Origin of the sequence: Bremerella cremea (assembly GCF_039541315.1) — a bacterium.
Taxonomy (GTDB): Bacteria; Planctomycetota; Planctomycetia; order Pirellulales; family Pirellulaceae; genus Bremerella; species Bremerella cremea.
In genome coordinates, this window is the sequence record NZ_BAABFZ010000001.1 from 76,571 (window position 1) to 100,084 (window position 23,514).

At 56.2% G+C, this 23,514-nt stretch carries 22 protein-coding genes; 15 read left to right on the forward strand and 7 right to left on the reverse strand.

The features are described 5' to 3' along the window. The first annotated feature begins 54 nt into the window (after positions 1 to 54). The 12 genes from ABD890_RS00340 to ABD890_RS00395 all read left to right on the forward strand — a co-directional run bounded on the left by ABD890_RS00340 (position 55) and on the right by ABD890_RS00395 (position 10,859). Positions 55 to 1,335 carry a CCA tRNA nucleotidyltransferase gene (locus tag ABD890_RS00340; protein ID WP_345084224.1) on the forward strand — a complete coding sequence of 427 codons (1,281 nt, stop codon included), beginning with the start codon at positions 55 to 57 and terminating at the stop codon, positions 1,333 to 1,335. A 60-nt stretch (positions 1,336 to 1,395) separates the two neighbouring features. Next, entirely contained in the window at positions 1,396 to 1,917 is a 522-nt protein-coding gene (locus ABD890_RS00345; protein ID WP_345084227.1) for a hypothetical protein, read from the forward strand. 100 nt (positions 1,918 to 2,017) lie between these two features. After that, positions 2,018 to 2,719, forward strand: coding sequence for a hypothetical protein (locus tag ABD890_RS00350; RefSeq protein ID WP_345084230.1), 702 nt, complete (start codon positions 2,018 to 2,020; stop codon positions 2,717 to 2,719). Between the two features lie 40 nt (positions 2,720 to 2,759). After that, the gene (locus ABD890_RS00355; RefSeq protein WP_345084233.1) at positions 2,760 to 2,930 is read left to right on the forward strand and encodes a hypothetical protein; all 171 of its coding nucleotides are present in this window, start codon (positions 2,760 to 2,762) and stop codon (positions 2,928 to 2,930) included. A gap of 85 nt (positions 2,931 to 3,015) precedes the next feature. Next, positions 3,016 to 5,235, forward strand: coding sequence for an acetylxylan esterase family protein (locus tag ABD890_RS00360; RefSeq protein ID WP_345084236.1), 2,220 nt, complete (start codon positions 3,016 to 3,018; stop codon positions 5,233 to 5,235). A 214-nt stretch (positions 5,236 to 5,449) separates the two neighbouring features. Further along, positions 5,450 to 5,815 (forward strand): SpoIIAA family protein, encoded by a 366-nt coding sequence (locus tag ABD890_RS00365; RefSeq protein WP_345084241.1) that lies wholly within the window; start codon positions 5,450 to 5,452, stop codon positions 5,813 to 5,815. Positions 5,816 to 5,871: 56 nt separating this feature from the next. After that, the gene (locus tag ABD890_RS00370; protein ID WP_345084244.1) at positions 5,872 to 7,122 is read left to right on the forward strand and encodes an RNA polymerase sigma factor; all 1,251 of its coding nucleotides are present in this window, start codon (positions 5,872 to 5,874) and stop codon (positions 7,120 to 7,122) included. Between the two features lie 119 nt (positions 7,123 to 7,241). Next, positions 7,242 to 7,643, forward strand: a complete 402-nt coding sequence (locus ABD890_RS00375) for a YciI family protein (protein ID WP_345084247.1) — start codon at positions 7,242 to 7,244, stop codon at positions 7,641 to 7,643. Between the two features lie 30 nt (positions 7,644 to 7,673). Beyond that, positions 7,674 to 8,162: a DUF1579 domain-containing protein gene (locus ABD890_RS00380; RefSeq protein WP_345084250.1), complete on the forward strand. Its 489-nt coding sequence runs from the start codon at positions 7,674 to 7,676 to the stop codon at positions 8,160 to 8,162. 62 nt (positions 8,163 to 8,224) lie between these two features. After that, a complete protein-coding gene (locus ABD890_RS00385; protein WP_345084253.1) occupies positions 8,225 to 8,782 on the forward strand; it encodes an SRPBCC family protein in 558 nt (185 codons plus the stop codon). Positions 8,783 to 8,868: 86 nt separating this feature from the next. Then, positions 8,869 to 9,282 (forward strand): DoxX family protein, encoded by a 414-nt coding sequence (locus ABD890_RS00390; RefSeq protein ID WP_345084256.1) that lies wholly within the window; start codon positions 8,869 to 8,871, stop codon positions 9,280 to 9,282. Between the two features lie 365 nt (positions 9,283 to 9,647). Next, positions 9,648 to 10,859, forward strand: coding sequence for a PcfJ domain-containing protein (locus tag ABD890_RS00395; protein ID WP_345084259.1), 1,212 nt, complete (start codon positions 9,648 to 9,650; stop codon positions 10,857 to 10,859). A 99-nt stretch (positions 10,860 to 10,958) separates the two neighbouring features. Here ABD890_RS00395 and ppdK read toward each other — a convergent pair whose 3' ends face one another. Beyond that, positions 10,959 to 13,631 (reverse strand): pyruvate, phosphate dikinase, encoded by a 2,673-nt coding sequence (ppdK, locus tag ABD890_RS00400; protein ID WP_373356981.1) that lies wholly within the window; start codon positions 13,629 to 13,631, stop codon positions 10,959 to 10,961. A gap of 389 nt (positions 13,632 to 14,020) precedes the next feature. On the opposite strand from ppdK, the gene ABD890_RS00405 reads away from it, so the two are divergent. Together ABD890_RS00405 and ABD890_RS00410 are read left to right on the forward strand one after the other, a co-directional pair. Next, positions 14,021 to 14,698 (forward strand): CPBP family intramembrane glutamic endopeptidase, encoded by a 678-nt coding sequence (locus ABD890_RS00405; protein WP_345084262.1) that lies wholly within the window; start codon positions 14,021 to 14,023, stop codon positions 14,696 to 14,698. An 86-nt stretch (positions 14,699 to 14,784) separates the two neighbouring features. Continuing rightward, positions 14,785 to 15,237 carry an SRPBCC family protein gene (locus ABD890_RS00410; protein WP_345084265.1) on the forward strand — a complete coding sequence of 151 codons (453 nt, stop codon included), beginning with the start codon at positions 14,785 to 14,787 and terminating at the stop codon, positions 15,235 to 15,237. On the opposite strand, the gene carA is transcribed toward ABD890_RS00410, so the two are convergent. Then, complete coding sequence (carA, locus tag ABD890_RS00415; protein ID WP_345084268.1) at positions 15,234 to 16,388, reverse strand: glutamine-hydrolyzing carbamoyl-phosphate synthase small subunit; 1,155 nt, start codon at positions 16,386 to 16,388, stop codon at positions 15,234 to 15,236. The two genes, ABD890_RS00410 and carA, sit on opposite strands and share 4 nt — an antisense overlap. 408 nt (positions 16,389 to 16,796) lie before the next feature. After that, positions 16,797 to 18,053, reverse strand: coding sequence for an aminotransferase class I/II-fold pyridoxal phosphate-dependent enzyme (locus ABD890_RS00420; protein WP_345084271.1), 1,257 nt, complete (start codon positions 18,051 to 18,053; stop codon positions 16,797 to 16,799). A gap of 201 nt (positions 18,054 to 18,254) precedes the next feature. Here ABD890_RS00420 and ABD890_RS00425 point away from each other — a divergent pair, with 201 nt between their 5' ends. Beyond that, positions 18,255 to 18,719 (forward strand): OsmC family protein, encoded by a 465-nt coding sequence (locus ABD890_RS00425; RefSeq protein WP_345084274.1) that lies wholly within the window; start codon positions 18,255 to 18,257, stop codon positions 18,717 to 18,719. Here ABD890_RS00425 and ABD890_RS00430 read toward each other — a convergent pair. The 4 genes from ABD890_RS00430 to ABD890_RS00445 all read right to left on the reverse strand — a co-directional run bounded on the left by ABD890_RS00430 (position 18,716) and on the right by ABD890_RS00445 (position 23,437). Then, positions 18,716 to 19,855 carry a hypothetical protein gene (locus ABD890_RS00430; RefSeq protein ID WP_345084277.1) on the reverse strand — a complete coding sequence of 380 codons (1,140 nt, stop codon included), beginning with the start codon at positions 19,853 to 19,855 and terminating at the stop codon, positions 18,716 to 18,718. The genes ABD890_RS00425 and ABD890_RS00430 overlap by 4 nt on opposite strands. 192 nt (positions 19,856 to 20,047) lie before the next feature. After that, positions 20,048 to 21,958 carry a peptidylprolyl isomerase gene (locus ABD890_RS00435; protein WP_345084280.1) on the reverse strand — a complete coding sequence of 637 codons (1,911 nt, stop codon included), beginning with the start codon at positions 21,956 to 21,958 and terminating at the stop codon, positions 20,048 to 20,050. Positions 21,959 to 22,259: 301 nt separating this feature from the next. Further along, the gene (gene frr, locus ABD890_RS00440; RefSeq protein WP_345084283.1) at positions 22,260 to 22,820 is read right to left on the reverse strand and encodes a ribosome recycling factor; all 561 of its coding nucleotides are present in this window, start codon (positions 22,818 to 22,820) and stop codon (positions 22,260 to 22,262) included. Positions 22,821 to 22,960: 140 nt separating this feature from the next. Then, positions 22,961 to 23,437 (reverse strand): PH domain-containing protein, encoded by a 477-nt coding sequence (locus tag ABD890_RS00445; protein ID WP_345084285.1) that lies wholly within the window; start codon positions 23,435 to 23,437, stop codon positions 22,961 to 22,963. Between the last annotated feature and the right edge of the window lie 77 nt (positions 23,438 to 23,514).

Sequence of the window (23,514 nt, forward strand, 5' to 3'; positions counted from 1 at the left end):
TCTGCTAAGGTGGATGCTTTCCCCTTCGCCCCACTTTCCTTCGCCAGTGAAACCATGAGTCTCGATCTCGCCGCAACGCAGGCATTTTCGATCGAAGTAATCCAGACTTTGAAACAGTCCGGGTTTCAAGCCCTCTGGGCGGGGGGATGCGTTCGCGATCTTTTGCTGAATCGCCCCTCGAAAGACTTCGATGTTGCCACCAATGCGACGCCGGACCAAGTACGAGACCTGTTCGGCCATGATCGAACCTTGCCGATTGGTGCCTCGTTTGGTGTGATTACTGTCCAGGGAGGCAAACGTCGGGGCCAGGTCGAAGTCGCCACCTTCCGCACCGACCTGGGCTACAGCGACGGGCGCCGCCCCGACGAGGTCCGCTTCACGTCTGCCGAAGAAGATGCCCAGCGTCGCGACTTCACGATCAATGGCATGTTCTACGATCCGATCGAAGAGCAGGTCCTCGACTTTGTCGGAGGCCAACGTGACCTGAAAGCGGGCCTGGTCCGCAGCATTGGCAATCCCTATCTGCGATTTGAAGAAGACAAACTGCGGATGCTTCGGGCAGTCCGGTTCAGTTCGACGTTCAACTTCGCCCTGGAGTTACAAACGCAGCATGCCATCCGCGAATATGCGACCCATATCAGCGTGGTCAGCGCCGAACGCGTCGCGGCCGAGTTGCGGCGAATTCTGACCGACGAACATCGTATGATCGGCGTGCGGATGTTGCGCGACCTCACCTTACTCGACGAGATCTTGCCGGAGGTCGCTCCGGTAGTTGGCCATGCCCTGCGTTGGAGCGAAACTTACCATGCCCTGCAGCGGCTCCGGACGCCAGACTTCCGTGCGGCGATGGCGATCTTGCTGCGGTACACCTGCCAGCGAGACTTGGCCGAAACGCATCCCTTCAAGCCGATTGCTCCGGTGCTGGAAGTTTGCCAGCGGCTGAAGCTGACCAACGACGAGACGAAGACGATCCAATGGCTTATCCGCCACGAACATACCGTTCGCCATGCCGATCAGGTTGCCTGGCCGAAGTTGCAGCGGTTGCTGATCGAAGAGAATGCTCCACTGCTGATCGAAGTCGGCCGAGCGATCCAGACATCACGGTACAACTCGAGCACCGGCGTGGAATATGCCGAGTCGCGGATGAGCCTGCCCGAGGAAGACCTCAATCCCGATCCCCTGCTGGCGGGCAACGACTTGATTCAAGCGGGTTTTAAACCAGGCCCCCGTTTCCAGTCGCTGTTGGAAGCAATCCGGGACGAACAACTCGAGAAGCGGATCCACACCAAGGCCGAGGCACTCGCTTTTGCCGAAACGCACTGGAACGATTCGTAAAACGAAAACTTCAACCGACCACCGACAAGACAACTACGGACCTACCACAAGGATATTTCGATGGAAATGCTGCTCGATTTGGTGATTCGCTGGGCTCATATTTTGCCGGCAATTATCTTGGTCGGCGGAACGCTGTACATGGTGATTGCCCTGCACCCAGCCATGAACGCGACCGAGTTCGCCGAAAAGCCGGAACTGAAAACAGCCATTCGCCAGCGATGGTCCAAAGTGGTGATGATGTGCGCCGGCTTGCTATTGCTCAGCGGAATTGTCTCGCTGGTTCTGCAGGCCACCCGGTACGACTTTCCGCAGAAGTACTATCATGGCGTCGCTGGCATCAAGCTGCTGATCGCTCTGGTCATTTTCTACATTGCCAGCTTGCTGGTCGGCCGAAGCCAGAATGCCGAAAAGTTCCGGGAAAAAGAGGGGTTCTGGCTGAAAGTGAACGCCACGCTGGCCATTATCGTCGTGCTGATGGCTGGTACGCTGCGAGTCGCCGAGCGGGTGCCCAAGCATTCCGGTTCTGACGATTCTCCGGCCTCGGAGGCCGCGGCCACGCCTTCCCATGCCGAGAATTCTTAACGTTTGAGGGCGGACTGACTAAGATGGAAGATGCGGGCAAGCCATTTTCGATATGGCTGCCCCTCCTTCATCTCCCCCTCGACGTTAGGTGCTTATCCCCATGTCCAATACCGCCCAGGCGTTGGCCATCCTGAAACAGGCCCGCGATACCCTGATGGCTCGCATGACCGAAGCCATCGTAGAGCAAGCCGAGGAAATCCAAGCAGATGCCGCTGGCGAGTCGTTCCTCAGTGAGATCGAATCGCTGTACGACCAGATGGGACACAAGTTGTCGCATCTCAACCAGATGATCTCGAATCTTCCGGCTGATTCAGCGAGTGAATCGCCTCCTCCGATCTACGATCTCGAGGAAGAAGAGGAGGAAGAGGTAGCCACGGAGAACGTACGCCTGCCCCACTTCCCCTTGGCCAAGCAACCATCGTCCGAGGTACCGGTAGTCGTCGATCGAGGCGATATGATTGGTCTGCCAGCCCCTGGAGTAAGTCAGCCCAAAGCTCCAGCATTTGCACGCTTTGTATCGCTGATCGAACAAGGGGAACTCGACCCTGCTGGTGACCTGATTGCCCAGATTCTGGGCCTCTCTCCTTATGTCGGAATGCAATGTGCCAAGGCCTTCTCGGCCCGGTATACCGAAGACCCGATCGTTGTTACCAAAGCGATGAAGATTCGGGAACATGTCACCCACAATCGCTACAACGATGCCCTGATGCTCATTCACCACTGCTTCGGATTGCAGGGCATCGAAGCAATGATCGCCATGCAAAAGATGCGTGAGATTGTTGCGGTGGCGTCCAACAGCTAGTAAAACCACCCTTTTCAACGACCACATTCAGGAAGTCTTCATGGACAAGAAGCAGAAGAAGCGTCTCGATATCCTGCAGAAGAAGATGCAGACCTTGAACCAAAAGCTGGCCGGCGTCAAAGCTCAAGCCGACGAGCCAGGCGAGGTGGAAGCCGTCGAGCAGGAAATCATCAAGACCCGCGAAGAAATCGAAAAGCTCAAGGCGTCCTAAAAAGACTCGCATCCCACTCGCGCGTCACGTAAACTGCTAAGCACTCCTCGTCCCTCGCCTACCTCCGTTCTGGACGAACTACGTGATGCGATCAACTCATGCTTCCCATGTGGCAGGCAGTCTTGTGCTGCTTGCTTTTCTATTGGTATCGACCGTCGCGGCACAGCAGTCGGTCCGAGTCCTTCCCCAAGGACAACTACCCGACGATGCCCGTCTGGCACCTCCCAAAGATCTGGAAGGGTACTTTCCCTTTACGCCGCCCGAGAGTGCCCCGCAGTGGCAAGCCCGGGCCGAGAAGGTCCGCACCCAGCTAAAAGTGGCTTTGGGGCTCTGGCCGATGCCTCCCAAGACTGATTTGAACTTCGAACAATCCGGCCGCCGCGAGTTCGAAGACTATGCGGTCTCGAACGTCAAGTTCGAGGGAATGCCAGGATTGTTTGTCACCGGCAACCTTTACGAACCGATTGGCAAACAAGGCCCCCTGCCCGGCGTGCTGTGCCCGCATGGTCACTGGGAGAACGGCCGTTACTACGTTGCTGACGATAAAAGTCTCGACGAACAACTGGCCAACGGTGCCGAGACCGATCGAGAAGCGGCCAAAAACCCGATCCAGGCCCGCTGCGTCCACCTGGCTCGGATGGGCTGCGTGGTGCTGCAGATCGATATGCTTGGCTATGCCGACAGCCAACAGCTTTCGTTCGACCTGGTTCACAAGTTCGCTCGCCAGCGTGCGGAAATGAATACCAACGAGCGTTGGGGTTTCTTCAGCCCCCAGGCCGAATCGCACTTGCAGTCGGTCATGGGCCTGCAGATTTGGAACTGCATTCGTTCGCTCGATGTTCTTGAGTCCCTTCCGAATGTCGATCGCAAACGACTGGCGGTCACCGGTGCCAGTGGCGGTGCCACGCAAACAATGCTGGTCGCCGCGATCGATCCTCGCGTCTCGACCTGTTTCCCGGCTGTGATGGTTTCCACCGCGATGCAAGGGGGATGCACTTGCGAGAACTGTTCACTTCTTCGTATCGGAACCGGTAACGTCGAGTTTGCCGCCATGTTCGCACCAAAACCACAAGGCTTGACTGCGGCGGACGACTGGACCGTCGAGTTCGAGACGAAAGGCTATCCCGACCTGAAGAAGCTGTACGCCTTGCTCGGTGCCGAAGATCAGGTCGAACTGACCTCACGTACCGAGTTCGGCCACAACTACAACGCGGTCTCGCGAAGGGCGATGTATACGATGTTCAATCGTCTGCTGGGCCTGGAAGCGTCGGTCAACGAACGCCCTTTCCAGCGGCTCTCGCGTGACGAGCTTTCGGTCTGGACGAATGAAACGCGACCGACCTATCAGGCTGAATTCGAGCGAGACCTGCTGGAGCTTTGGACCAACGAAACGGAAAAGCAGATTCAGCCTCTTTTGAGTGGCGATCAGGCGGCATTTAACAAGTACCGCGAGATGATTTCGACCGCGTTCGAGGCAATGTTGCCCGAAGCAGATTTCCAACCAGGTACGCTCGATATTTCGATCAAAGTCAAAGAGCAGCAGGAAGACTATCTTCTGATCGCTGGACTGCTGAACGACACCACTGGCAAGACACAGTTGCCGACGCTGTTTCTTTACCCCAAGGACAACTGGAATGGGCACACTGTCGTCTGGCTGACCAGCCAGGGCAAAGCAGGCCTGTTCGATGAAGGAGGCCGACTCAAGGCAGAGGTCGCCAAGCTGGTTTCCGCTGGGGTTTCAGTCGCTGGCGTCGACTTGCTTTACCAAGGCGAGTTCCTGCCGGATGGTCAGCCGTTTCAACAGACCCCGCGCGTCGACAACGAACGCGAAGCAGCCGCTTACACACTGGGCTACAACTACAGCGTCGCTGCCCAACGCGTCCACGATATTCTCACCTCGGTCGCCTTCATGCGAACGCACGATCGCGAGCCGAAGTCGATTGGCCTGGTCGCCCTCGAAGGTGAGATGGCGGCCATCGGGGCTGTCGCGATGGCCCAGCAGCCTGATGCGTTTGACTTCGCACTGCTGCAGACCGATGGCTTTCGGTTTGGCGAGGTCGATTCGATTCGCTCTCCAAACCTGCTGCCTGGCGGGGCGAAATATGGCGACGTGCCAGCCTTCCTCGCGCTGGCGGCACCCAAACTGATGCGAGTGATTGGCGAAACCGATCCGGCCAGCCGGAAGATCGTCCGTCACGCTTACGAACTGGCCGGAAAGCAAGATCAACTGACCGATGGCGACGGTGACATGCCTCCGGTAGATTGGCTTTTGAACGTGCTCGGCGGCGTTAGTTCAGAAAAATAGTTTCCAGCATTGGTAGCTTTCCACCCGTATTGGCTGGCAAGCTGTAACTCTGAGGCATAATGGGCAGGCAAGTTTCGATGGTTCGAGGACTCGCCTTTTGGGAAAACGTCTCCTAGGATTCAACTGGCCCACGCTGCCCCGTAGAATAAATGTGTCTACTGGGGGCTGATTCAACACCCACGGAAACGTATGCAAACTAAGGGAGCGACACGCAATGAGTGATAACTTGGAAGTTGTGCATCTGAAAGATCTGACGATCGTCCGTATCACTGGCAAGCTGACGGCTGCCGATTACGAAACGTTCGTACCGGAAGTCGAAAAGCAGATCCAAGAGTTCGGTAAGCTCCGCCTCCTGGTCGAACTGCATAACTTCCACGGCTGGACCATGGGCGCTCTGTGGGACGACATCAAGTTCGATTCCAAGCACTGGGGCGACATCAAGCGTCTGGCGATCGTTGGCGAATCGAAGTGGGAAGCAGGCATGGCAGTCTTCTGCAAGCCATTCACTTCCGCCAATGTGAAGTACTTCGACCACACCAAGCTGGAAGAAGCCAAGAAGTGGTTGGTTGAGGAAGAATAAATCCTCGGTCGGCTGTTCCTCTTTCCCCGCACAAACGCCAGGAGGAACTCTCCACGATGGTGGAAGAGGATCCGCAATCGGTTCGTCAATTTGTCGACGAACTTTACCGCAACGAATCGCGCCGCATCTTTGCCACGCTGGTGCGATTGCTGGGAGACTTTGACCTGGCCGAAGAGGCCATGCACGAAGCCTTTGCCAGCGCAGTTCAAAAATGGGAGGCCGAGGGTATCCCGAATAACCCTCGTGCCTGGCTCGTTTCGACGGGCCGATTCAAGGCAATCGACACCATCCGGCGGCGTGTTCGTTTCGACGAATCGCTCGGCGAGATTGCCAAGCGACTCGATGCCGACCACGACCAGTTCGCCGCCATCGACGACGAGAAAATCGAAGACGATCGCTTACGACTGATCTTTACTTGTTGCCACCCGGCAATCCCGGCCTCCGCCCAGGTCGCGTTGACCTTGCGAGAAGTGTGTGGCCTGCGAACCGAAGAGATCGCCTCGGCTTTTCTCACTTCGCCCCCGACGATCGCCCAGCGGATAGTGCGTGGCAAGCAAAAGATCCGCGACGCCGGGATCCCGTTCGAGGTCCCCATGATCCCGCAGATGCCATCGCGGCTCGATTCGGTCTTGGCCGTGATCTACCTGGTCTTCAACGAAGGCTATTCGGCATCGTCCGGCGAAACGGCGACGCGACGCGATCTCTCTGAAGAAGCAATTCGCCTGGGAAGGCTGCTAGTATCGCTTCTACCCGACGCGGAAGCGATGGGCCTGCTCGGACTCATGCTGATCCAGGAATCGCGAAGGCAGGCCCGTACGGCCTCCAACGGCGATATCATCCTGCTGGAAGACCAGGACCGCTCGCTTTGGAATCAGCAGGCCATTGCCGAGGGTGCCAAGATGATTCAGGATGCCCTCAACACGCGTCGGTTTGGCGTTTACACGATCCAAGCAGCGATCGCTGCAGTGCACGCCGAAGCAGCTTCCTCGGCCGAGACCGACTGGTCACAACTTGTTGCTCTGTATGACGTTTTGGCACGCATCGAGCCCTCGCCGGTCGTTTATTTGAACCGCGCGGTCGCCGTGGCGATGCGGGACGGGGCCGAAGCTGGTCTCGCCTTGGTCAACGAAATCCTTTCTTCTGGCTCGCTGGAAGATTACCATCTGGCGCATGCTGCGAAAGCTGATCTGTGCCGCCGATTGGGCCGAAATACCGAGGCAATCGCCTCGTACGAGCGCGCCCTTCAATTGGCCAAGCAAGAACCGGAACGACGGTTTCTGGAAGGTCGCCTGCGCGAGCTTCGTTGAGGCAACTCTACCTGGCGATCCGATTCTTTTTCAAAATTCTTTTCGCACGTTGTCGAAATGGCCTCTTCTTGAGCGACCAATAGGCAAACACCAAACTTCTTGTGATGGGAATCGATGACATGAAATTTGTCTGCCTCGGATATATCGACGAATCGGTTTGGGACAGCTTGAGCCCGGAAGCCAGCCAGAAGATCTTTGAAGAGTGCATGGCATATGATAACGAGCTCCGCAAAGGAGGCCATTTTGCTGGCGGCGGAGCGCTCGATAACTCGAAGAATGGCGTGACCCTCCGTTACCGGAACCCCGACGTCGACGTGACTGATGGCCCGTTTGCCGAAACCAAGGAACAAATCGGCGGCATCTTGTTGCTCGAGGCCCGTGACTTGAACCATGCGATCCAACTGATGTCGAAGCATCCAGGCGTTCGCATGGGACCGTTCGAGATTCGTCCGGCCGACGAAGCCACCAACCTGATGATCATGGAAACGTCGCAGCGTTTGGCTGCCGAACGTGACAACTAACCCTTTTGCTCTGACACCTGGAGAAAACCAATGCGTGAAGAAGCTCAAGCCGAGCATGCCTGGCTCGACAACCTGGTCGGCACCTGGACGATGAAATCGGAAATGGTCATGGGCCCGGACGAACCGCCCCATACCAGCGAAGGAACCGAAGTGGTCCGCAAGCTTGGCGACTTATGGGTGATTGGTGAGATGGAAACCACCAGCGAGACAATGGCCGACTGCACTGGCAAAACGATCCTGACGCTGGGTTACGACCCGAAGCAGAAGGCGTTCGTCGGAACCTTCATCGCGTCGATCATGACGTACCTCTGGATCTACGAACGAGGCACTCTGGACGATGCTGGAAAAGTCCTGACGCTGAATGCGAACGGGCCAAGTTTCGTCAGCGAGGGGACGGTCGCCTATCAGGACATCATCGAAATCGTTGACGCCGATCATCGCATCTTGCGTTCGCAAGTGATCGACGACAACGAAGTCTGGCATCCGTTCATGACCGCCCACTATTATCGGCAAAAGTAGTCCGCCGAGTCTTACCTGGCTGAAAGTTTCGCCCGATGTCTTCCACTTCGGTTCCACGAAAAATGCTTACCATCGTTCTGTACCTCATCGCAAGCCTGGTCGGGCTCGTGGTGATCTTACTGATCGTCCTGGCGTTCCGTCCAAACGAGTTCGCCATTTCTCGCTCGCTGAAGATTGATGCTCCGGCCGAGGTCATCTTCCCGCACGTGAACAGCATGGCGGCCTGGGAAACCTGGTCCCCTTACGAGAAGCTCGATCCCAACATGCAGAAGACGATCACTGGTCCGGAATCGGGCGTCGGCTCTGAGATGAAGTGGAACGGCAATGGCAACACCGGATCAGGCTCGACAACGATTGTCGCCAGCCAGCCTTACGAATCGATCGCGATTGATTTGAAGATGAGTGCTCCGATGAAGTGCGACAACGATGTGCTGTTTACTTTCCAGCCAGAAGATGGTGGAACCGTCGTGACCTGGAGCATGTCCGGCAAGCTGAATATGATGGCGAAATTCGCCCATCTGATTTTGAATGTCGACAAGATGTGCGGCGATCAGTTTATCGAGGGACTTACTTCCCTGAAGGAACTGAGTGAGCAGCAAGCCGCCGCGTCGGAAACTTAGTGCAGCCGAATCTTAGAGACATTTGATACGCAACCGCGATACAATCAGCTATTCCGTTCAACTGGCACATACGACGAGACGACGAAATGAATGAACCATCCCCAGAACCGCCCCCCATCCAACCAGGGGCAACGCCTGCGGCGGCCAAATGGACCGGGCGGGTCCTGTCGGGCCTGATTGGCTTGCTGCTGATTGCCAGTGCGCTGGGCAAGCTGGCTGGCGGTGCCCCCGTCGAAGAAGGCTTTTCGCAATTGGGCCTGCCACTGGAAATGCGTTTTCCGCTGGGCGTGCTGGAACTGGTGATCGCGATCATCTACCTGGTCCCCTACACGTCGATCCTCGGGGCGATCCTGCTGACTGGCTACATGGGTGGCGCGATCTGCACGCATTGGCGTGTCGGCGATCCGTTCATCATTCAATCGGTGATTGGCGTGCTGATCTGGTTGGGTGTGTTTCTGCGAGATCGTCGGCTCTGGTCGCTGATTCCTTGGCGAAGCTAATGCGCTGCGACGCCCCGGCGATCGGATTCGCTCGAAGCATTTCAAGGCCCTGACGTTCGTTCTGGTGACGCGTCCAGGGCCTTTTTCATGCGCCTGATCAATTTCCGGGCGAACCTTTCCCGGCCGACTTGTCTCTCTTTTGCCAATGCGGGGAACTATCTTGGTTCGATTGTGCCCGCCAACATCGTTCACTCAAACTGCCCTGCGATGGTTCGCAGAGGCGTCAGGATTTCAAGCCATGCTCTTGTATTGCGGACAAGTGGATTTCTAGCCAGGTCGTCTTTGACCTGACCTTCACTAACGTCGTCAGTCGTTGATTGCGCTGACGATAGGTCCGTACATATCGATAGAGAGCATGGATTTCTATGAGATCTCGTGATCATTACTTTCACCAAATCATGGACGAGCTCCTTGCTTGCCATCAGCCAAGTGGTGGCAACAATCGACGTGCCTATTGGAATCTCGTCACTCAGGTTCGCCGCCTTTCCGATCTGTTAAGCCCTGGTCCCAGTCGACCGATTCGCGATCCGATGGAGCTGCGGGCCTACATCCGCACGCTGAAGACGGTTGCCGAGAAACGACTTCACTGGGCAAACACTCCTGAATCGTGGATTCCACCGCAAGCGAAAGGGGGGCCGCTTAGTCACCGCGTGACGTTGCGTTCGCTGCTGGGTCATTTGTTCGAGCGTTATCCGGTGCCGGACTTCATGGCCTACTCGTGGCTAAGCACAAACGCCGTGCGCTGGCACGAAGCACTTTACTTGCACCTCGCATCGGGCAAAGGGGTTCGGCAGTTTCCGGATCGTCCTGCGATTCCGCTCCCTCCGAAGGCGGCCCGGTTCTTCATGCAGGCCCCGGATGACTTCACGCCGACCGAGGCGATGCGTTGGAGCCAACTACGAAGCTACGGCGTGCGCAAGAAGATCGCCACAGAGATTGCCAGGTACACCACTGCCGGGTCCGAAGTCGGCAACGAGAGCTTCTGGGAAACCGTCTTCCGATTCTTCGTTCGCGAAAACGTTACGAATGAAGACGAAGCGTTCGCGATCTACGATTTCATCGAAGAGCAGAAGTTTCGCCCTGGGATCGAAGTCTGGGGACGTGGTGCCGATGAGCGCCCACTGCAGCCAGACTTCACCATGAAAGGCCGCACGCTCAAGTCGCTGAGACGGAACATGACCAACTGGCGTGAACAGATCCTGGCCAAACGGCCTGAGCTGGCGATGAAGACATTCCAGTGGGACAGCTCGCCGTTTCGATCGATGGTGCACCAGGAAGGCAATGTCAAATGGCTGATGTTCGAGCTGCTGAGCGATCGAGCTTTAATCCTGGAAGGAGCCGCGATGGATCACTGCGTGGCGACCTACATCGACTCGTGTGCGAAGCACCGATGTTCAATCTGGTCACTGCGTGTGCACGAGCAAGGTATTCCGAAACGGATGGCCACGATCGAGGTCATGCCGAACGAGAAGAGCATTGTTCACGCGAAAGCAAAGTGCAACAACCAGATCGACGACAACTCGCATCGGATTCTGAAGTACTGGGCCGAGCGGGAAGGCCTGAAGCTTGAGATCTAGCTGGGCACTCAAGAAAAGAAAAACGCCGACCTGGGTTCAGGTCGGCGTTTTGCGTTTTATCATTTCGCCGAAGCAGACCACGCGAGGCGTGGTAACGGCTTACTTGTTGTGACGGATCGCAGCCTGAGCAGCGGCCAGACGAGCGATCGGCACGCGGAATGGCGAGCAGCTCACGTAGTCCAAGCCGACGGTGTGGCAGAAGTCGATCGAAGCAGGATCGCCACCATGTTCACCGCAGATACCGCACTTCAGACCATTACGTCCCTGACGTCCCTTGGTGACGCCCATTTCGACCAGCTGACCAACACCGGTGGTGTCGAGCGACTGGAATGGATCGGTCGGCAGGATTTCCAGACGGGTGTAGTCTGGCAGGAAGGTGTTGACGTCGTCACGGCTGTAACCAAAGGTCATCTGCGTGAGGTCGTTGGTACCGAAGCTGAAGAATTCAGCGTACTCAGCGACTTCGTTCGCCGTCAGAGCAGCACGCGGAATTTCGATCATGGTACCGATCAGGATATCGAGCTGACCGCTGTAGCCCTTGTCGGCCTTGGTCTTTTCGATGGTTTCTTCCGTCTTGGAACGCAGCAACGAAAGTTCGGCAGCCGTACCGACCAGCGGGATCATGATTTCCGGCATGGCGTTGATACGGTTCTTCTTGCATTCGATCGCCGCCTCGACGATCGCGGTGACCTGCATTTCCAGGATTTCTGGATAGGTCACGCTCAAGCGGCAACCACGGTGACCGAGCATCGGGTTGGATTCGTGCAGAGCAGCGACGCGCGACTTGACCTTGGCTGGCGAAACGCCGAGCATTTCGGCCATTTCCTTCTGAGCCTTTGGATCGTGCGGCAGGAATTCGTGCAGCGGTGGATCCAACAGACGAACGGTTACTGGCAGGTTCTTCATCGCGGTGAAGATACCGACGAAGTCTTCGCGCTGGTAAGGCAGCAACTTGGCCAGAGCGGCACGACGATCTTCTTCGGTTTCGGCGAGGATCATTTCACGCATGCTGGTGATGCGATCTTCTTCGAAGAACATGTGCTCGGTACGGCACAGGCCGATACCTTCCGCACCGAAGTCGCGAGCACGCTGCGAGTCTTTCGGAGTGTCGGCGTTGGTACGAACACCCAGGGTGCGGTACTGATCGGCCCACTTCATGACCTTGGCGAAGTCGCCCGACAGCTTTGGTTCGCTGGTTTCAACGGAACCTTCCATGACCTGGCCGGTCGAACCGTCGATCGACAGGACGTCGCTGTGCTTGTAGGTCTTGCCACCGACTTTGATCTTGCGACCCTTTTCGTCGATTTCGATTTCACCGGCACCGGCGACACAGCAACGGCCCCAACCACGAGCAACCACAGCAGCGTGGCTGGTCATACCACCGGTCGAGGTCAGAATACCAACGGCCGAGTGCATGCCGTCGATGTCTTCCGGGCTGGTTTCCTTACGGACCAGCAACACTTTTTCGCCAGCGTGGGTACGTTCGACAGCTTCTTCAGCGGTGAAGGCCAAAGTACCGACCGCGGCACCTGGCGAAGCTGGCAGACCGATCGTCAGAACCTTGGCGTTCTTCTTCGATTCTGGCGTGAAGCTTGGCAGCAGAAGCTGGGTCAGGTCGTTCGCTGGAATACGCAGCAGAGCGGTCTTTTCGTCGATCAGACCTTCTTTGACCATGTCGCAGGCGATCTTCACGGCAGCCGCACCGGTACGCTTACCGTTACGCGTCTGCAACATGAACAGCTCACCCTTTTCGATGGTGAACTCGATGTCCTGGACGTCTTTGTAGTGAGCTTCCAGGGTGTCTTTGATTTCAAGCAGTTGCTTGTAGACGGTCTTGTTCCACTTGCTCATTTCGGCAACTGGCTGCGGGGTACGAATACCAGCAACCACGTCTTCGCCCTGAGCGTCGATCAGGAACTCGCCGTAGAACTTGTTTTCGCCGGTCGAAGGGTTACGGGTGAAGGCCACACCGGTACCACAGTCCTGACCCATGTTGCCGTAAGCCATGCTCTGGACATTGACGGCGGTACCCAGCAGACCACGGATGCCTTCGACTTCGCGGTAGCGAACGGCACGGGTCGTGTTCCACGACTTGAAGACCGCTTCGATGGCCAGCTCGAGCTGCTTCATCGGGTCTTGAGGGAAATCTTCGCCGGTGTACTTCTTGTAGATCGCCTTGTACTCGTTGCACAGTTCGATCAGACCTTCCGCAGGAACTTCGTTGTCCTGACCGGCGTTGTACTTCTTCTTGATCGCGGTGAACGCGTGCTCGAAGTGATCGCGATCGACTTCCATCACCACGTCGCCGAACATGTCGATCAAGCGGCGGTAAGCGTCGTAAGCAAAACGCTGGTTGCTGGTGGCATTGGCCAGGGCGACCACCGATTCGTCGGTCAGACCGAGGTTCAGAATCGTGTTCATCATGCCCGGCATCGAGACAGCTGCACCGGAACGAACCGAAACCAGCAGCGGGTTCTTGTTGTCGCCAAACTTCTTCTTCAGTTCCTTTTCGAGGGTGGCGACACCTTCGTGAACTTCGTCCATCAGACCCTTAGGCAGCTTCTTACCAGCCTTGTAGTAGTCAGCACAGACCTGGGTGGTAATGGTGATCCCGGGAGGAACTGGCAGACCGATCGAGGTCATGTCGGCCAGGTTCAAACCCTTACCGCCGAGCAGATCCTTACCGACACCTTTGCCTTCGGTCTTCGTTTTACCGAAGTAGTACACCATCTTCGTAGGCTTGGATTGCTTCGCTGCCTTTTTCTTGGCCATGTCTGGAAACCTTTGAATGTCACAAACGCTGGAGTGTTGATCGGTTTGAGGGCTCACCCATTCTGCCTGCTCACAGGTTGGTCCTGTTAGCTCTATACAGAGGGGCCGCATTTCGAGCGAATATAAGCTGAAAAGTTTACTTGAGAATGCAAGCAAGCGTCAACCAGCCCCCATTTTGCGTCGATTAACAAGGCAGATTCCGGGAATCGGACGATTGAAAGCTGTCTGACGGTTTGGCGCCAGGCGTGGTAAACGAGACAATGCAGCAGGCATTCTCGTTGCGATTGGGTTAAGATCGATCCTTCACCGATCCGATTGGCCCTCTTCGAGAGGTTACCTCAGCAAGCCTCCGACCTCCCTGGCGACCACCGCGTTTCCTGGCATTTAGCGTGTTTGACGACGAAGACGATTACGATTTCGAAGATCCTATCGGACCGACCGTGCCTGCACGCGAACGGGCCGAGTGGTTTATTCGAACGGCCGTCTTGTTCGAGTCGTTTCTGGCCTTCGTCGCGATCGGCTTAGGCTGGGCCGTTGGGGTCGCTCCGTGGATCAGTGCCAGCTGGAATAGTGGTAGCGTCACCGCAATTTTAGGGGCGATGGGCCTGGGAGCCGTTGCCACCCTGCCCTTGTTGGCCGCATTCATGTGGCTGCAGCATACCGAGTTGGATGGCCTGGAAGATTTAAATGACTTCATGGAGCGGCAGATCGTACCGCTGTTCCGCGAAGCGACGGTGATTGAACTGCTGCTGATCAGCCTGGCCGCAGGGATCGGGGAAGAAGCTCTCTTTCGCGGCGTTATTCAAACGTTTCTGCAAGAGATGGTCGGTGCCAACGCTGGGCCTGCCGTCCCGATTATCTTGACCAGTTTGCTCTTCGGCGTGGTCCATTTTATGACGAAGGAATATTTCGTCATCAGCGGCTTGATGGGGGCGTATCTGGGGATCTGGTTCTGGTGGACCGGAGACCTGATCGTGCCGATTGTGATCCACGCCCTCTACGACTGGTTTGCTTTGGTCTATCTACGTCAATCGACGCCTGAAGACGAAGACACCGCGGCGGAATAGCTTCGGCGTTTCTGATTGCACGGGTCTGGTTCACGCGGCATGCTATCTAGCTGAGATGGCACTCTCCGCCCTGAAGAAAAATTGCAATGCGTGAAAAGATCGAAGCTCGCACAAGCTATCCATTTTCCGTCGCGGCTGAAAAGGTCTACGATGCCTGGCTCGAACCGGCTTCGATCCGTGTCTGGTTGAGCCATTCGCTGAAGAGCCATGGCCTCAGCGGCGAGATCGTGCGGGTCGACGTCGATCCGAAAGTTGGCGGCCAGTTCTTCTTTTCCGATCGACGCGGTGAAAGCGTCGCGGAGCATTGGGGACACTATCTACAGCTAGAGCGCCCCGGCACGATTGCGTTTACCTGGATTGTGGATGCCAGCCAGAAAGAAGATCCTTCGATCGTCACGTTATCGCTTCAACCCACTGCCATCGGCAGCGAAGCAACCATCGTTCATCAGATGGATGCCCAGTGGATTGAATACGTCGAGCGAACCGCCGAAGGATGGCATCGCATGCTGGCCAATATCGACCAGCTACTACAGCCTTAAGCGGTAGCAGCACCCTTCTCGGCATCCATGGCAGCACGGAAGCGATTGAAGAGGTACTCGCTATCGTGCGGACCAGCCGAAGCTTCCGGATGGTACTGCACGCTGAAGGCCGACAGCTCTTTGTGCTTCACGCCAGCAATCGTGTTGTCGTTCAGATTGCGGTGGGTGATTTCCAGGCAAGCTGGCAGGCTTTCTTCTTCGACAGCGAAGCCATGGTTCTGCGAGGTGATTTCAACCTTCTCGGTCCCCATGTCGAGAACTGGCTGATTCGCACCACGGTGACCGAACTTCAGCTTGAAGGTCTTCGCGCCACAAGCCAGCGACAGCAGTTGATGCCCCAGGCAGATACCGAAGATTGGCTTCTTGCCGAGCAGGCCCTGAATGGTCGAGATCGGACCGGTCAACGGTTCTGGGTCACCAGGGCCATTGGAAAGGAAGATGCCGTCAGGATTGTGGCTCAGCACTTCATCGGCCGACGCAGTCCCTGGCAGCACGGTCACTTTGCAGCCCAAATCGCGCAAGTGACGTGGGATGTTCCATTTCATGCCGTAGTCGAGCGCCACCACGTGCAGGTCTTGCTCTTTTCGACTCGCTTCCGCGCGAGCCTTGTCTCCCATTTTGATCCATGGGCTGAGGTCTTCTTCCCACAACTTCTGCTGATCGGGCAGGACTTCTTGCACCAGGTCTCGACCAACCAGGCCAGCGCTGTTCTTTGCCTTTTCGATCAACGACGCGTCGTCGAGATCGACGCTCGACAAGATTGCCTTCATCGAACCGGCGGAACGAAGTCGGCGAACCAAAGCCCGCGTATCGATGCCCCACATACCGACAATGTTGTTCTTCTTCAGGAATTCGTCGAGCGAACCATCCGAGCGGAAGTTGCTGACCACACGGCTGGGCTCGCGAATGATGAAGCCTGCCATGTGAATCTTGGCGCTCTCCATGTCTTCGGAGTTGACGCCGTAGTTGCCGATCAACGGATAGGTCATGGTCAGGATCTGACCGCGATAGCTAGGATCGGTCAGGATTTCCTGATAGCCAGTCATCGAGGTGTTGAAGCAAGCCTCTCCGGCCACTTCACCGATCGCTCCGAACGCAGTTCCGGTGAATACGGTTCCATCTTCCAGAGCAAGTTTGGCAGGCTGAGTCATTTCGGATTGCGTTCTTCTTCAAGGATCGCGGCGGACTATCGAGACGAAACAGGAAGGAAACCATTCCCATTAGGGACATGGTTAAAGTCTTCCCGAAGGTGCTCCCGATACCAAGGAGTACGGCTGTGGGTCTCCAAGCGAAAGTTTGGACAGCCTTTGGGAAAGCACTTGTTTCGGCGAGCAGGTGCTTTCCTTTTTTCATGCACTTAGTGCAGCCCCTCGGAGCGGGCAAATTTCCGCTATTATAGACCTCTGCAAGCACTCGTACAGGGGCTTATAACCAGAGGTGCGGGAATCTGTCGCGAAGAGCTTCAGCCACAGGCTTTGGGCAGAAAGAACCACCGTAAGATGGCCATCGAAGGGGAAACCTCCGATAGCCATCCGGGATATCAACAGATCGCGTCGCGATTAGCTCGACGTTGCCACCGAACCAGATTCGGCGTCTTTCAGGCAACCCTTGATCTGACGAACGGCCTGACGCAGACGGTTTTCGTTTTCGACCAGGCTCATACGCAAATAGCCTTCGCCGCTAGGACCGAAGCCGCTACCAGGGCTGACAGCAACGTCGCCTTTCTCTAGTAGCATCATGGCAAAGTCCATGGTGTTCATTCGTTCGAGCCATTTATCTGGAATCTTGGCCCAGACAAACATCCCGGCTCGCGGTGGCGTGACTTCCCAGCCGAGGCGGTGCAGACCGTCGACCAACGCATCGCGGCGGCCCTGATAGATCTGGCTCTGAGCTTCGACTGCGGCATCCCCTTCACGCAGAGCGATGATCGAGGCGATCTGGATTGCCTGGAACATGCCGTAATCGTAATAGCCTTTGATGGTGCCCAGCCCGCGGATCATCTCACGATTACCAGCACAGTAGCCAACACGCCAGCCAGCCATGTTGTAACCCTTGCTCATCGTGGTGAACTCAACGCCCACGTCGATGGCCCCAGGAGCCGAAAGAAAGCTGGGGGGTTTGTAACCGTCGAAAGCGACGTCGGCATACGCGAAGTCGCTGATCACCATCAGGCCGTATTTCTTGGCGATTTTCACCACATCGACAAAGAATTCCGGCTCGACGGTGACGGTCGATGGATTGTGCGGATAGCAAATGATCAGCAGCTTTGGCTTGGGATACAAATGCTCGCAGGTGTAAGCGATGTTCGATAGAAACTTCTCGCTATCAGCCACGTCGAGCGAGATCACGTTGCCGGAAGCCAAGGCGACCGCATAAGTATGAACCGGGAAGTAAGGAGCCGGAACGATCGCCGTGTCGCCTGGGCCCATCATCGCCAGGCACATGTGCGAGAAGCCTTCCTTCGATCCCAGACAGACCATCACTTCCGATTCGGGATCAAGGCGAACGCCATACTTCTTCAAGTACTTGGCCGAAACCTCGCGGCGCAAGTTACGGATACCGTTGGACTTGCTGTAACCGTGATTGCGGACATCCTGGACCGCCTCGCACATCTTTTCCATCACGTAGTCGGCAGGCGGATCGGACGGATTGCCCATACCCATGTCGATCACGTCGTTCCCGGCAACTCGCTTTTCGTACAGCAAGGCATTGATCCGCCCGAACATGTATGGCGGCAAGCGATAAACGCGCTGCGCGAATTGGACCTCGAAAGGAGGGTCGTTGGACGGTTCGGAGGATTGGACGGAATCAGACATGGAGGTCGTGTTTCAACTAGGTGGTGAAAGAATAAACTTGCCGAATTTTATAGGAAGGCTCGGCCTGCCTATTCTAAAATCGACAAACCATAAAGCCAAGGCGAGACGAATCGATCGGCACCTCTTGGTTGACAGAATGGACAAACAAGGCGAACTAGAGTTCGCTTCGGCCCCGCGAAAACATCCTGACAGGCCCGAAAGATGGAAAAGTACTCGGCAAAACTCAGCTGGAAGCGTGGGGAAGAAGACTTTCTCGACAAACGTTACAGCCGAGCCCATACCTGGGAGTTCGATGGCGGAGCGGTCGTTCCGGCCTCTTCCTCCCCGAACGTAATCCCGGTTCCGATGTCCGATCCACACGGAGTCGATCCCGAGGAAGCGTTCATCGCGTCGATTTCGAGCTGCCACATGCTCTGGTTTCTGGCTTTGGCGGCTAAGCATCGCTGGCGGGTTGACTCATACGAAGACCAGCCGACCGGCGAAATGGGCAAGGACACGGATGGAAAAACATCGGTCCAGCGCGTCACGCTTCAGCCGAGAACGGTCTTCAGTGGTGAGAAGCAGCCTACGTGGGACGAAATCGAGAAACTCCATCACGAAGCCCACGACCTGTGTTTCATTGCGAACTCCGTGAAGTCAGAGATTCGCGTCCTGCCTCAGGCCTAGTCCCCGGCTCCAATCAGTTCGACACCGCGCCGCGTGACTTCGTACGGCTGGGTGAGCGCACTCTGGTCTCCAAACCCTTCACCGTCGCCGGTGCAGATACCGTTCTCGAAGCAGAATAAGATCCGCAGATCCCCTTTCTCGTGATCGAGCTCTTTCACGTCGACCGAGAAGTGCCCCTTCTCGTCGACTCGGCCCGCGAATGATTTGCGGAAGTAGCCATCGGTTCCTTCTTCAATCACCACGACACTGTGGGCTGGGATATCGGTCTCGATGTCGCCGGTCAGTTCGAGGTAACGTCCCTGGCGATTGAACTCACCTTTGAGGTTCTTCATCTCGAATTTTGGTTTTTGTCCTCGCTGGTCGTGGGTACCGCTAAAAATCGGATGCTTCCACAGCATGGCCGCCGACGCATCGCACAGGTAAACATCCTTCTTGCGGTCATCGACCTTCTTCGCGTAGACCTTCGCTTGTGGTCCCATCAGCGTGTTGCCCCGGCGGTCGCGAGCCATCGGTCCGAGGTGAGGCAGTCCGAAGCCATGCCCCAACTCATGAATGCAGGCCTTCAAGGTGAAATCGAAATGAAAGCCGGCCGCCAGCGGGACTTTCGGATCGATCTCACCAGGGATGTTCGTGTAATTGCAAATCGCCCAGCCGCCGTCGATCGAGTTGCCGGCTCCTCGATAGTTCGAGTACCGCTTGGGTGGATCACCAAGATACATCCAGATCCACCAGACGTGGCGCGATCGGGGCAGTTCGTACTTCTTCACGGCCGCCTCGATGATCTCCATATTCACGCCGCCTTTCTCCCAGCGATCGCTGTCCGCTTTATGATCACCCTTCACAAAGAGGAACTTGAAGTTCCCTTTTTCATCGCGGGGGAAGATCTGCTTCACTTCAGGGGGATAGCCTGCCCGGGTCATCTCATTGACGAGATATTGCTCGGTATAAGCTGCGATTTGGATAAAGCGTTTGCCGATATCGGCCGGCGGATCCACATCCGATGGAACATAAAGCACCATGTTCAGCTTGGGATGGGCTGGATCGGAATCTTCCGCCAGGCACCAGGTCGTCGGTACGAGAACCAACGACGCAACGAGAAACAGCCATCCAGCAAAGGGGCGAGACAAAGCACGCATGAATAGATTCCTGGCGGGGAGCATGATGAGGAGGCCCGATTCATCCGGGCCGCTCCATCCTACCCTAAAGATGTAGCAACTTCATCCGGAATTTTTCGACCGAAATCCCAGCCAGCTCAGCGCATGAAAAAACCCGATCGATCCAGAGGGAACGATCGGGTTCTGTTGAATTTCAATCGGCGAAGCGAGCGTTTACTTACGCTGCATCTGCTGACGAACGGCGGCGTCGAATGCTTTACCGGCCTGGGTGGTATTGGCCAGGAAGTTGTCGATCTGAGCCGATTCACGCAGGGTTTCAAACTTGTCGGCCATGGCCAGACGCAGCTTCTTTTCGTGCAGTTCTTTGACCAGTTCCGAGCGAACGTCTTCGATGTTGTTGATCAGAGGCTTGGTGCGCCCCAACCCGTACAGAATGATGTACTGGTTGCCAACCGCGACGATGCCCGAGATCTCGCCTGCCTGCAGACGGAAGGCTTCGTTTTCGATGGTTGGCTGACCACCATTCATGCGGATCGGAGGAACCTGACCGTCGTTGTTCTTCGAGACTGGCTCGATCGAGTACTGACGGGCCAGTTCGCCAAAGAACTGTTCGGTTGGGTTACGGCGAGCCATTTCCCAAACCTCTTGAGCACGACGCTGGCTGTCGAGAACGATCGCCAGGACCTGGGCACGTTCGCCGTAGTTGGCGACGAAGCCCTTCTGAATGTCGTCGTCGGAAATCTTGACCTGATCGTCGACCAGTTTCTTCAAAGCAACCGTAGGCCAGACCGCATCGCGGACATACAGTTCGACCGAAACGCCCTGTTCTCCGGTAACCTGCTTCAACCACGCTTCCATGTCGGGTTTGCCTTCCTTGGTGAGGAAGCCAAACGAATCGGCGGCACGAACGATTTCGGCCTCGAGATCTGCTTCGGTGACTTGCAGCTGGCGGCGAGTCAGTTCCTGCTGCAGGATCTTGCGGTTGATTTCACCATCCAGGACTTCCACCCCGTGACGGCTGATGCATTCTTCTTTCAATTCCTGAAGGCTGACCGGCTGACCGTTCAGCGTGGCGGCCACCCCAGGCATCCGCGAAGCCTTGCTTGGATCGTTGTAAACATTCACGATCTGAGCACTGGCCTGCAGCTTTTCGTAGATGTCGCCAGCAGCTTCACGCATCTTCGATTCGCGAACGACGTCGGCCATGCGCTGACGGATACCATTCAGGCTGCCTGCTGGGATTTCGTCGGCAGACAGGTGCTCTTCGCACTTGAAGATCAAGTACTGACCGGCCACGAAGACCACCGGCGAAACTTCGCCAGCCTGCAGTGCGAAGACGGTGTCTTCGATTTCTTTGTTACCGATGTGACGGCGAATTGGCGGAATCAAACCACGAGCTGCCGCACTGTTGACGTCTTGCGAGTGATTCTTAGCCATGTCCGGGAAAGCGTCCGGGTTGGCGGCTGCCTTGGCTCGCAGCTCTTCAGCCAGACCACGATCATTCACCGAGATCATACGAACCTTGACCTTCGGGCCGTAGTTCTTGTCCATTTCGACTTGAACTTCAGCGTCGGTCACTTCCAACTGCCCGGCGGCCAGCTTTCGCAGAGCCAGCGTTGGCCAGATGATGTCGCGGCGGTACTGACCAGGCGTCACGTTACGTTCTTCCTGAAGCAGTCCCAACCAACGATCGACCGAGAGGCCGAACTTCTTGGCGATGTTGTTGATTTCGTTGTCGATGTCCGCCTCGCTGATCTGGATGCCGTTCTGCTGGCACGCCATGGCGATCAGATGGCGATTGAGCAGGCTCTCGAGAACCTGTTCGCCGTGACGACGGAGGGTTTCTTCGCCGAGGGCGTCGCGAGTGATTGGTTCACGATTGACAACCGCGACCGTCTGAATCTTTCCGCTGGGGCGGCCAGCTGGGGCGACTTCTTCAGCCGGAGCGGCCAAAGGTGCCGCTTGAGCCTGGCGTTGAACCGGGGCTTGAGCTTCGGCCTGTTGTGGACCTCCGGAGATTTGTCGCCAAGCGACAACACCAACGGTCAAAATCACAAAACCAACGGCTGCCAGTACCCAGGACTTACCCAGGGGAAGTCGGCGAGTAGCATCCTTGCCAGTCATTCCGCTTGCTCCAAAAATTTTTTGCAAGATTTTCTCAAGGAGAGGTGTTCGAGTTTCCGATACCACTAGGTTCGGGCAGCGGAATATACGAAGTACCGCGAGAGCGGGTCAAGATTGATTCGGTGATGCCATTGCCACGATTTCCAGCATTGCCAACGCTAGCAGAGCGAAGCCCTTGCGTGCGTTGCCTCAAGCATCGCGGCCAGCGCACAAAAAAGCGGCACGATCAGTCACTGGGACCAAGCGTGCCGCTTGAATTTCTTCTCGACCGAAAATCGATCGGGTGAAGCGAGGAAGCGAACTAGTCTTCCATCACTTCCTTTTCTTTATTCTTAGCCAGTTCGTTGACCTGATCTTCAAACTTCTTGGTCAAGTCCTGAACGTCAGTCTTGATGTCGTCGCGAATGTCTTCGCTGATCGTCTTGTCCTTTTCCGCGGTATCGGCAGCCTTGTTGGCATCGCGACGGATGTTTCGGATCGAAACTCGCGATTCTTCCGCCAGGTCTTTGATACGCGAAACGAGCTTCTTACGAACTTCGGTCGACAATGGCGGAACGTTTAAACGAACGACACGACCATCGCTCTGCGGGGCCATGCCCAGATCGCTGGCGACGATTGCCTTTTCAATGTCTTTGATCGCACCGGTGTCGTAAGGACGGATCAACAACTGGCTCGGTTCTGGAACGCTCACCGAGGCAATCTGCTTGATCGGCTGCAGCGATCCATAAACTTCCACTCGCAGCGAATCGACCAGACCTGGGGTGGCCCGACCGGTACGAACGCCACTGAGGCCGTTCTTCAGGACGTCGATTGCTTTTTCCATACGCTGCGTAGCGTCTTGCTTGATTTGATCCGCGTTCATCTTGTTACCTTTATCGCAGGAATGATCCTCGCTATTTGACCATGGAGGCGGGGTTGGCCTCCGAGAATAACCTACACCACGCAATGCAGCGTGAAAAGATAACCCAGTCTCTTCTGCTGGCAGAAACAATTGCCCCAAGGCTATGCGGTGACAACATTTGCCGCTGGAGCCGCTTCCTGCAGAGCTTGGGTAAACTCGTTCCGATTCTGCGGTGAAATCAATACCGCAGGCTCGACCAGGCCGTACCATTTTTGGCCTGGCCGTTTTTCGTAGTGAATCATCAACGCTTCCGGCGATAGTGCGAACCTTAGATGAGTCCCCCCCATCATCAGCGCAGTGCTGGAAGTCTTTTCGATCTTGGTGATCGCTTCGAGCGGGATTCGCCAGCGAATCGGCCCGGACCAGATTACCAAGTGCGATCCGTTGATGGTGTAGGTGGTCCGCATCCAGATCGACTGCATCAGACCACCAGTGGCCATAAATGTGAGTGCTGGAAGCTCACCTGAACCTGGAAGGAAGAGGGTGCCTACACCCAATGCCAATAATAGCATCGCCCCGCCGGCCAACAGAGCGGTGATTGCGGGAGCGATTTTGGCTGGATACACCTGCGGTGACATGGGTCGAACCTCCTCGAAAAATCAATTCAAACGCCTCTGCGATGAAAAGGGATTCGTCTGAGGAGATCCAATCTTGT